A 1,007-nucleotide genomic window follows, 5' to 3' on the forward strand; every position below is an offset into this window, starting at 1 on the left:
TCACGAATCATGTGCAATACGGTCCACGGCTCACGGCGCTCGTTGTTTATTTACATCATATCCAATTGATCCCGTACAAGCGTTTAAGTGATACAATCGAAGCGTTATATCAACACTCGATTAGTACGGGAACCCTTGCCAATATGGTGAAACGAGGACGCGAAGCGCTGGAATCAAATATGGACCTCATCGAAGACGCCTTACTTGAATCCAACATCCTGCATGTCGATGAAACAAGTTTGCGCATCAATGGGAAACTCGCATGGGTGCATGTCGCGTGTACATCGAAATATACGTACTTGGCTCCTCACGTTTCTCGTGGAAAGAAAGCGACTGATGATATTGGGATTCTTCCCCGATATGAAGGGACGATGATGCACGATGGATTCGGTACGTATCCAAAATACACGCAAGCCACCCATGCCCTTTGTCACGCCCATCATTTGCGTGAGTTAAAAGGCTTCATCGAACAAGGGCATACATGGGCATCGCGCATGACGACGTTTCTGTTAGCCGCCAAACAGGCCGTCGAAGCTCATCACGGTGCGCTTTCCGAAGAAGAAGCGAAACGATGGGAACGAGTGTATGATCGCATCCTAGAAAGAGCACAACACCGATTGGAAACGGCGACGCCTCTTCCGAAAAAAGCACTCGCTTTTGTTCGACGCCTTCAAAAACGAAAGGAAGAAGCGTTGCGTTTCTTACGTGAAGTGCATGTTCCCTTTGACAACAACCAAGCCGAACGCGATCTTCGCATGGTTAAAGTCAAAGAGAACATTTCGGGTACATTTCGCGAAGAAACATTCGCCCAGTCTTTTTGCATCACAAGAAGCATCATTTCCACACTGACGAAACACGAAAAAAACGTGTGGGATTCGTTATGTCTTCTGTTGACGGGCGAAACGATAGATCGTGTTCTTTTTACCACTTAGGGCATTTTCTATTACGGGGATGCCCTATTTGTGTTGCGCTCCTTTACATACTACTATCGGGATGAATAGTTACCA

The 1,007-nt window shown here is 46.8% G+C and carries 1 protein-coding gene; it reads left to right on the forward strand.

Features of this window, described 5'->3' with window-relative positions:
- The coding region (tnpC, locus tag ETB99_RS14540) for an IS66 family transposase (RefSeq protein ID WP_171700929.1) at nucleotides 1-932 on the forward strand (932 nt) is incomplete at its 5' end.
- Between the last annotated feature and the right edge of the window lie 75 nt (nucleotides 933-1,007).

The organism is Anoxybacillus sp. CHMUD, assembly GCF_013096965.1.
GTDB classification, from domain to species: Bacteria; Bacillota; Bacilli; order Bacillales; family Anoxybacillaceae; genus Anoxybacillus; species Anoxybacillus kestanbolensis_A.